This window comes from Polaribacter sp. (assembly GCF_036480315.1).
In the GTDB taxonomy this organism is placed as follows: domain Bacteria; phylum Bacteroidota; class Bacteroidia; order Flavobacteriales; family Flavobacteriaceae; genus Polaribacter.
On sequence record NZ_JAZGGG010000068.1, the window covers coordinates 23,115 to 29,358 of the forward strand.

8 protein-coding genes and 1 pseudogene are annotated in these 6,244 nt (G+C 28.3%); 2 read left to right on the forward strand and 7 right to left on the reverse strand.

Annotation, left to right across the window (positions count from 1 at the left end; genetic code table 11):
• Nucleotides 1-25: 25 nt before the first annotated feature.
• Nucleotides 26-973 carry a hydrogen peroxide-inducible genes activator gene (locus V3V28_RS14585; RefSeq protein ID WP_331365746.1) on the reverse strand — a complete coding sequence of 316 codons (948 nt, stop codon included), beginning with the start codon at nucleotides 971-973 and terminating at the stop codon, nucleotides 26-28.
• Nucleotides 974-1,078: 105 nt separating this feature from the next.
• Here V3V28_RS14585 and V3V28_RS14590 point away from each other — a divergent pair, with 105 nt between their 5' ends.
• Entirely contained in the window at nucleotides 1,079-1,552 is a 474-nt protein-coding gene (locus tag V3V28_RS14590; protein ID WP_331365747.1) for a Dps family protein, read from the forward strand.
• Nucleotides 1,553-1,606: 54 nt separating this feature from the next.
• On the opposite strand, the gene V3V28_RS14595 is transcribed toward V3V28_RS14590, so the two are convergent.
• The 3 genes from V3V28_RS14595 to V3V28_RS14605 form a co-directional block, all read right to left on the reverse strand.
• Nucleotides 1,607-2,248 (reverse strand): acyloxyacyl hydrolase, encoded by a 642-nt coding sequence (locus tag V3V28_RS14595; protein WP_331365748.1) that lies wholly within the window; start codon nucleotides 2,246-2,248, stop codon nucleotides 1,607-1,609.
• Between the two features lies 1 nt (nucleotide 2,249).
• The gene (locus tag V3V28_RS14600) at nucleotides 2,250-3,140 is read right to left on the reverse strand and encodes a 3-hydroxybutyryl-CoA dehydrogenase (RefSeq protein ID WP_331365749.1); all 891 of its coding nucleotides are present in this window, start codon (nucleotides 3,138-3,140) and stop codon (nucleotides 2,250-2,252) included.
• 191 nt (nucleotides 3,141-3,331) lie between these two features.
• Nucleotides 3,332-4,291, reverse strand: coding sequence for a Gfo/Idh/MocA family protein (locus V3V28_RS14605; RefSeq protein ID WP_331365750.1), 960 nt, complete (start codon nucleotides 4,289-4,291; stop codon nucleotides 3,332-3,334).
• A 205-nt stretch (nucleotides 4,292-4,496) separates the two neighbouring features.
• Here V3V28_RS14605 and V3V28_RS14610 point away from each other — a divergent pair, with 205 nt between their 5' ends.
• Nucleotides 4,497-5,138, forward strand: a complete 642-nt coding sequence (locus V3V28_RS14610; protein WP_331365754.1) for a protein-L-isoaspartate(D-aspartate) O-methyltransferase — start codon at nucleotides 4,497-4,499, stop codon at nucleotides 5,136-5,138.
• A gap of 107 nt (nucleotides 5,139-5,245) precedes the next feature.
• Here the strand turns inward: V3V28_RS14610 and V3V28_RS14615 are convergent, their stop codons facing one another.
• The 3 genes and pseudogenes from V3V28_RS14615 to V3V28_RS14625 all read right to left on the reverse strand — a co-directional run.
• The gene (locus V3V28_RS14615) at nucleotides 5,246-5,671 is read right to left on the reverse strand and encodes a DUF2147 domain-containing protein (protein ID WP_331365751.1); all 426 of its coding nucleotides are present in this window, start codon (nucleotides 5,669-5,671) and stop codon (nucleotides 5,246-5,248) included.
• 52 nt (nucleotides 5,672-5,723) lie between these two features.
• Nucleotides 5,724-6,134 carry a DUF2147 domain-containing protein gene (locus tag V3V28_RS14620; protein WP_331365752.1) on the reverse strand — a complete coding sequence of 137 codons (411 nt, stop codon included), beginning with the start codon at nucleotides 6,132-6,134 and terminating at the stop codon, nucleotides 5,724-5,726.
• Nucleotides 6,135-6,244: pseudogene (locus V3V28_RS14625) on the reverse strand (IS982 family transposase); the annotation flags it as partial.

The following is a 6,244-nucleotide window of genomic DNA, read 5'->3' on the forward strand; positions in this document are numbered from 1 at the left end:
ATTTGCTGGTTTTTTTTGTTTAAACTTAAGTTTGTTTTTTCTGTAAAGGACTAATAATTTTTACATCAGAAAAAGAAATTGCACCTCTAACAACACCATCAATTGTCTTTTTTAGAGCTTCAATTAATTGCATTTTTAATTGCGATTTATGATAAATTAAACTAACTTCTCTTGCAGGTGGTGGATTCGTAAATTCACGTAAATGACTTTTATCCACATCATTTAAATCTAAAGTATGTAAATAAGGTAACAATGTCATTCCTAAACCTTCCTTCGTTAGTTTTATCAATGTATCAAAACTTCCACTTGCTAATTGAAAAGACTTCTTATTATCGGTTTTAAAGGTTCTACATAAATTAATTACACTTTCTTTAAAACAGTGTCCGTCTTCTAATAATAAAATATCATCCATCTCTAACTCATCAGGGTTAATTACTTTTTCATTAAATAAACGATGATTCTCTGGAATTAAACCAACAAATGGTTCGTAATATAAAGGTCTTTCTTTTATAGCTTCATTCTCTAAAGGAGTTGCAGCAATTGCAGCGTCTATATGACCATCAGTTAGTTTTCGTATAATTTCTTCTGTAGTTAATTCTTCTATAATTAATTTTACTTTTGGGTGCTTTTTAGTAAAATTATTTAAAAACATGGGTAATAGAGTTGGCATAACCGTTGGAATAATTCCTAATTTAAATTCGCCACCGATAAAACCTTTTTGTTGATGAACAATATCTAAAACTCTGTTACTTTCATCAACAATTACTTTAGCTTGTTCAACTATTTTTTTTCCAATTTCAGTTAATTCAATTGGTTTTTTAGCCCTATTAAATATTTTGATATCTAATTCATCTTCTAATTTCTGTATTTGCATACTCAAAGTTGGTTGAGTTACAAAACTATGTTCTGCAGCAACTGTGAAATTCTGATATTCTGCAACTGATAATACGTATTTTAATTGGGTAATTGTCATTGGTATAATAATTTTTGATAAATATATCAAAACTATCAATAATAATTATAGTTTAACGCCATAAATTTCTATTAATTTTGATTTATCAATAAAAAACGATACAAAATGAACAAATCAATATTAGGATTAGACAAAAAAGAAAGTGCAAATTTAGTTGAAAACTTAAACGGATTGTTATCTAACTTTCAAATATATTATCAGAACTTACGAGGATTACATTGGAATATAAAAGGAAAAAACTTCTTCGAATTACATGTGAAATTTGAAGAGTTTTATACAGATTCACAAGTAAAAATCGATGATATTGCAGAACGTATTTTAACGTTGCAAGGTAAACCTTTACACACATTTACTGACTATATTAGTAAATCGTCTGTTCTTGTTGGAAAAGATATTTCTAATGATGTAGAAGCAGTTAGTTTAGTAATTAGTTCTTTGTCTGAATTATTAAAAATAGAAAGAGTAATTTTAAATCTTTCGGATGATGCAAACGATGAAGGAACAAATTCAATGATGAGCGATTTTATTGCAGAACAAGAAAAAACAATTTGGATGTTAAATTCTTGGTTAGGGAAGTAGTATACTTTAAATTTAATAAGTTAATAAAAAAGGAACTCAAATTGAGTTCCTTTTTTATAGTTTGTATGAAATACCAATTTCTAACCCTAAAATGTTGTATCCGTCATTTGGTGAAAGAAAATTTAAGTTAGAAACATGTCCGAAATTGGTTCCTAGATATAAAAATGTTTTGCTGGTGGTTTTGTAACTAAACCCAACTGAAAAATTTTCTATAAAAGTAAAACCTTTTGCCAAACGTTCGCTTCGTGTATCTATGTATGAAAAACCTAAACTAATGGCACCTTGTAAATTTAGCTTTTCTGATAGCTTTTTTTTAGCAGCAAAACCAAATTCTACTACATACAAATGCATCGTTTTAAATTTTGTAAATTCTACTCTTTTTTGTTGATAATTTTCTTCACTAGGTAAAATATAATGTTCATTTATCAATTGATGTTTTAAAATTTGATATTGTGGTTGTACAATCAATTCAAAATCTAAAGATTTCCAATTTCCTAAATTATAAAAAACTTGCCCTTTAAATGTATTAGTAGTGTATGTGTAATCTTTATCGTTATAAATAAAGTTCTCTTCAGTACCAAAGTTGTATAAAAAACCTATTTTTTCAACATTAAAAATTCCTTTTTTAGACTTCTGTGCAGAAATACTTAAAGAGTAATACAAAATAAAAAAAAATAGAATCTTACTTTTTGTCATTTTATGAATTAAACATTTTAGCAACTTTTTCTGCTTTTCTACCTTGAGAATAATCATAAAAACCTTCACCAGACTTTATTCCTAATTTCCCTGCCATAACCATGTTTACTAATAATGGACATGGTGCGTATTTAGGATTTTTAAATCCATCATGCATTACATTCAATATAGATAAACAAACGTCTAAACCAATAAAATCTGCTAATTGCAATGGTCCCATTGGGTGCGCCATTCCTAACTTCATTACGGTATCTATTTCTGCAACACCAGCAACACCATTATACAAAGTTTCAATAGATTCGTTAATCATTGGCATTAAAATTCTGTTAGCAACAAAACCAGGATAATCGTTTACTTCAACCGGAATTTTACTTACTTTTTTAGATAAATCTACAATAGTATTCATCACTTCGTCAGATGTATTGTAGCCTCTAATAATCTCAACCAATTTCATAATTGGTACAGGATTCATAAAATGCATTCCAATTACTTTATCTGGTCTGTTAGTTACCGCTGCAATTTGAGTTATAGAAATAGATGATGTATTTGTTGCTAAAATTGTGTTTTCAGCACAATTTTTATCTAATTCTTTAAAAATTTTCGCTTTTAAAACAGCGTTTTCAGTAGCAGCTTCCACAACTAAATCAACATTTTTAACACCTTCTGCAATAGAAGTAAAAGTCGTAATATTTGCTAAAGTATTATTTTTATCAGCTTCAGAAATTTTTTCTTTAGCAACCATTCTATCTAAATTTTTAGAAATAGTAGCTATTCCTTTTTCCAAAGAAACTTCAGAAATATCAATTAAACTTACCTTATAATTAAATTGTGCAAATGTGTGAGCAATTCCATTTCCCATGGTTCCAGCTCCAATAACTGCAATATTTTTCATGAATAATAATTTAAAAATTTATTTTTATTTGGGCGTTTTAACAGGCTTTCGCTACTCGCTTTTTTGTTGAAAAAACAAAAAGAGCTCAAACAAACCGCTCAATCCTTAACGCACTTGTTTATTAACTTATACAAAACCTAAAAGCTTTATTTTCCTTTGTAGCTTTGTAACTCTAAAACTTTGTAACTTTTTTAAAAACAATCAATAATCATTTGGGCAACTCTTAAAGCTTCTGCCCCTTGATGTAAAGAAACTACTGGTTTTGTGCCGTTATTAATTGCATCAGCAAAAGATTCTAATTCATCTAAAATAGCATTGTTATCTGCAACTTCTGGATTATCAAAATAAATTTGCTTTTTAACACCTTCAGCATTTTGTAAGATCATTGCAAATTCATCTGGGTTTTCAGGAACGTCTTTCATTCTAACCACTTCAGAAGTTTTTGTTAAAAAATCTACAGAAATGTAGGCATCTTTCTGAAAAAATCGCGATTTACGCATGTTTTTCATAGAAATTCTACTTGCGGTTAAATTGGCAACACACCCATTTTCAAACTCAATTCTTGCATTTGCAATATCTGGTGTTTCAGAAATAACTGATATTCCGCTTGCATGTACATTTTTTACTTTAGAATCTACAACAGATAAAATAATATCAATATCATGAATCATTAAATCTAAAACCACAGGCACATCTGTTCCTCTAGGATTAAATTCTGCTAATCTGTGTGTTTCAATAAACATAGGTGTATTAATCTTCTCTTTTACAGCAGTAAAAGCAGGATTAAAACGTTCTACATGACCAACTTGACCTTGCACATGAAACTGACTTGCTAATGTTTTTATAGCTTCAGCTTCTAATACAGTTTTTGTAATTGGTTTTTCTATAAAAATATGACAGCCTTTTTCAATAGCTAATTTTGCGCAATCGAAATGAGATAATGTTGGTGTAACAATATCTACAACTTCTACTGCACTTATTAGTTCTTCTATTGAATCAAATAATTTATAACCAAATTCTTTGGCAACTTTTTGAGCGTTTTCAGTAAATGGATCAAAAAAACCAACTAATTCATATTTTTCTGATTGTTGTAATAAACGTAAGTGAATTTTACCTAGATGTCCAGCACCTAAAACTCCAGCTTTTAGCATAAATATATCTTTTTGTCATTGCGAAAAAAGTGCAGTAATCTTTTATTGAAGAGATTACGTTGTTATTCTTCCTCGTAACGAAGTGGTTAATTATGTATATGGTTTTATTTAGAATAATATATAAAATCGATACAAACAAAGATACAATTTTATAAGAATGTATTTATATTTATTGTTACATTTAGACTTTACAAATTTGTTAAAATTGAAAGACACTTCTAAACATCAAGGACTTCGAAATCAGCTAGCTAATGTATTAGCGGCAAAAGGGATTACAGACACAAATGTATTAAATGCTGTAAGAAAAATTCCACGTCATTTATTTATAGATTCAAGTTTTGAAGCACATGCATACCAAGATAAAGCTTTTCCTATAGCAGCAGAACAGACTATTTCTATGCCATACACAGTAGCTTTTCAGTCGCAAACTTTAGAAATAAATATAGGTGATAAAATATTAGAAATTGGAACAGGTTCTGGGTATCAAACCGCAATTTTGTTAGAACTAAAAGCAGAAGTTTATTCTATAGAAAGACAAAAAGAATTGTTTAAAAGAACCTCATTATTCTTGCCTAAAATCGGTTATAAGCCAAAGAAGTTTATTTTTGGAGATGGTTATAAAGGTTTAAAAGAACAAGCTCCTTTTGATAAAATTATTGTTACAGCAGGTGCGCCTTATGTGCCAAATCCTTTATTGTCACAATTAAAAATAGGAGGAATGTTGTTAATTCCTGTTGGCGATAAAACACAAATAATGACACTTTTTATAAGAAAATCTGCTATAGAATTCGAAAAAAAGGAATTGGGAGATTTTGCTTTTGTGCCAATGCTTGAAGAGAAGAATTAAATTTGTTAAAAAGTTAAAAAGTTAAAAAGTTGCAAAGTAACAAAGGAGCAAAGTTTTATCGCTAAATAGTTGAAAAGTTATTTGTGTTTTTGATTATTGATTATTAATTACTGATTCACTCTTTCCCAGTAAGCTGTTCTACCAAAAAGTGAAACACCAATATAGCCTCTTAATTTTAGTTTGTTTGGTTTTACTAATTTTATGTAGCACTTGTATGTTTTTCCATTTCTAGGGTCTACAATTTTACCTCCTGACCATTCGTCTTCATCTTTTTCTAAACCAGATAAAATATTTAATCCCATAATAGGTTTGTCTTTATAAATCCCTTCACAATCTACACAAAGTGCATCTTTTCTAGCCGGATTCATAATTTCAATAACTTTTGCAAATGCTTTTCCGTCTTTTTTATAAATTTCTAACACAGAATCTACGGTTCCATCATCATTTTTTGAATTCCATTTTCCAAAAATTGTTTGTGCATTTATAGATATTGTAATAGTTAAAAAAATAGTAGTTAAAAATGTTTTAGTCATAATTTTATAGGTTTATATATTGGAGAATTTTTAATAATATATTCGTTTATAATTATTGAATTCTATCCCAATAAACAGATTTTCCTAGCGCTGTTATACCAAAATAACCTCTTACTTTTAATTTATTAGTAGCAACTAATTTTATATAGCAATTGTAAAAATTACCACTTCTTGGATCTAAAATATATCCTTTAGACCATTTCTTTCTTTTTTTCTTTAAACTATAAAGAACTTTTAAGCCAATTACGGGTTTATTTTTTCTACTACCTTTACACAAGGTACAAAGTGAGTTTTTTAACTTTGGATCTATGATATCTATTATTTTTGCAAAAACCTCACCATCTTTTTCATAAACTTCAATAACGGAATCTATTTCTCCCGTTTTTTTATCTCTAGAATTCCATTTTCCAAAAACTGTTTGTGCATTTATAGTTGATGAAACAGTTAATAACCCGTTGTGCATTTAAATAATACTAATTTTTAAGTTGTTAATATTTCTATCAAAAGTAAACTTATTAATGAATTGAATAATTGTTAATGAGGTTAATTTTGAGAGTATTCTAGTCTTAAAAC

Excerpts from the sequence above, each read along its gene's own strand:
- V3V28_RS14620 (WP_331365752.1), bottom strand. The coding sequence starts at position 6,134 with ATGCACAACGGGTTATTAACTGTTTCATCAACTATAAATGCACAAACA.
- V3V28_RS14605 (WP_331365750.1), bottom strand. The coding sequence starts at position 4,291 with ATGCTAAAAGCTGGAGTTTTAGGTGCTGGACATCTAGGTAAAATTCAC.
- V3V28_RS14585 (WP_331365746.1), bottom strand. The coding sequence starts at position 973 with ATGACAATTACCCAATTAAAATACGTATTATCAGTTGCAGAATATCAG.
- V3V28_RS14590 (WP_331365747.1), top strand. The coding sequence starts at position 1,079 with ATGAACAAATCAATATTAGGATTAGACAAAAAAGAAAGTGCAAATTTA.
- V3V28_RS14615 (WP_331365751.1), bottom strand. The coding sequence starts at position 5,671 with ATGACTAAAACATTTTTAACTACTATTTTTTTAACTATTACAATATCT.
- V3V28_RS14595 (WP_331365748.1), bottom strand. The coding sequence starts at position 2,248 with ATGACAAAAAGTAAGATTCTATTTTTTTTTATTTTGTATTACTCTTTA.
- V3V28_RS14600 (WP_331365749.1), bottom strand. The coding sequence starts at position 3,140 with ATGAAAAATATTGCAGTTATTGGAGCTGGAACCATGGGAAATGGAATT.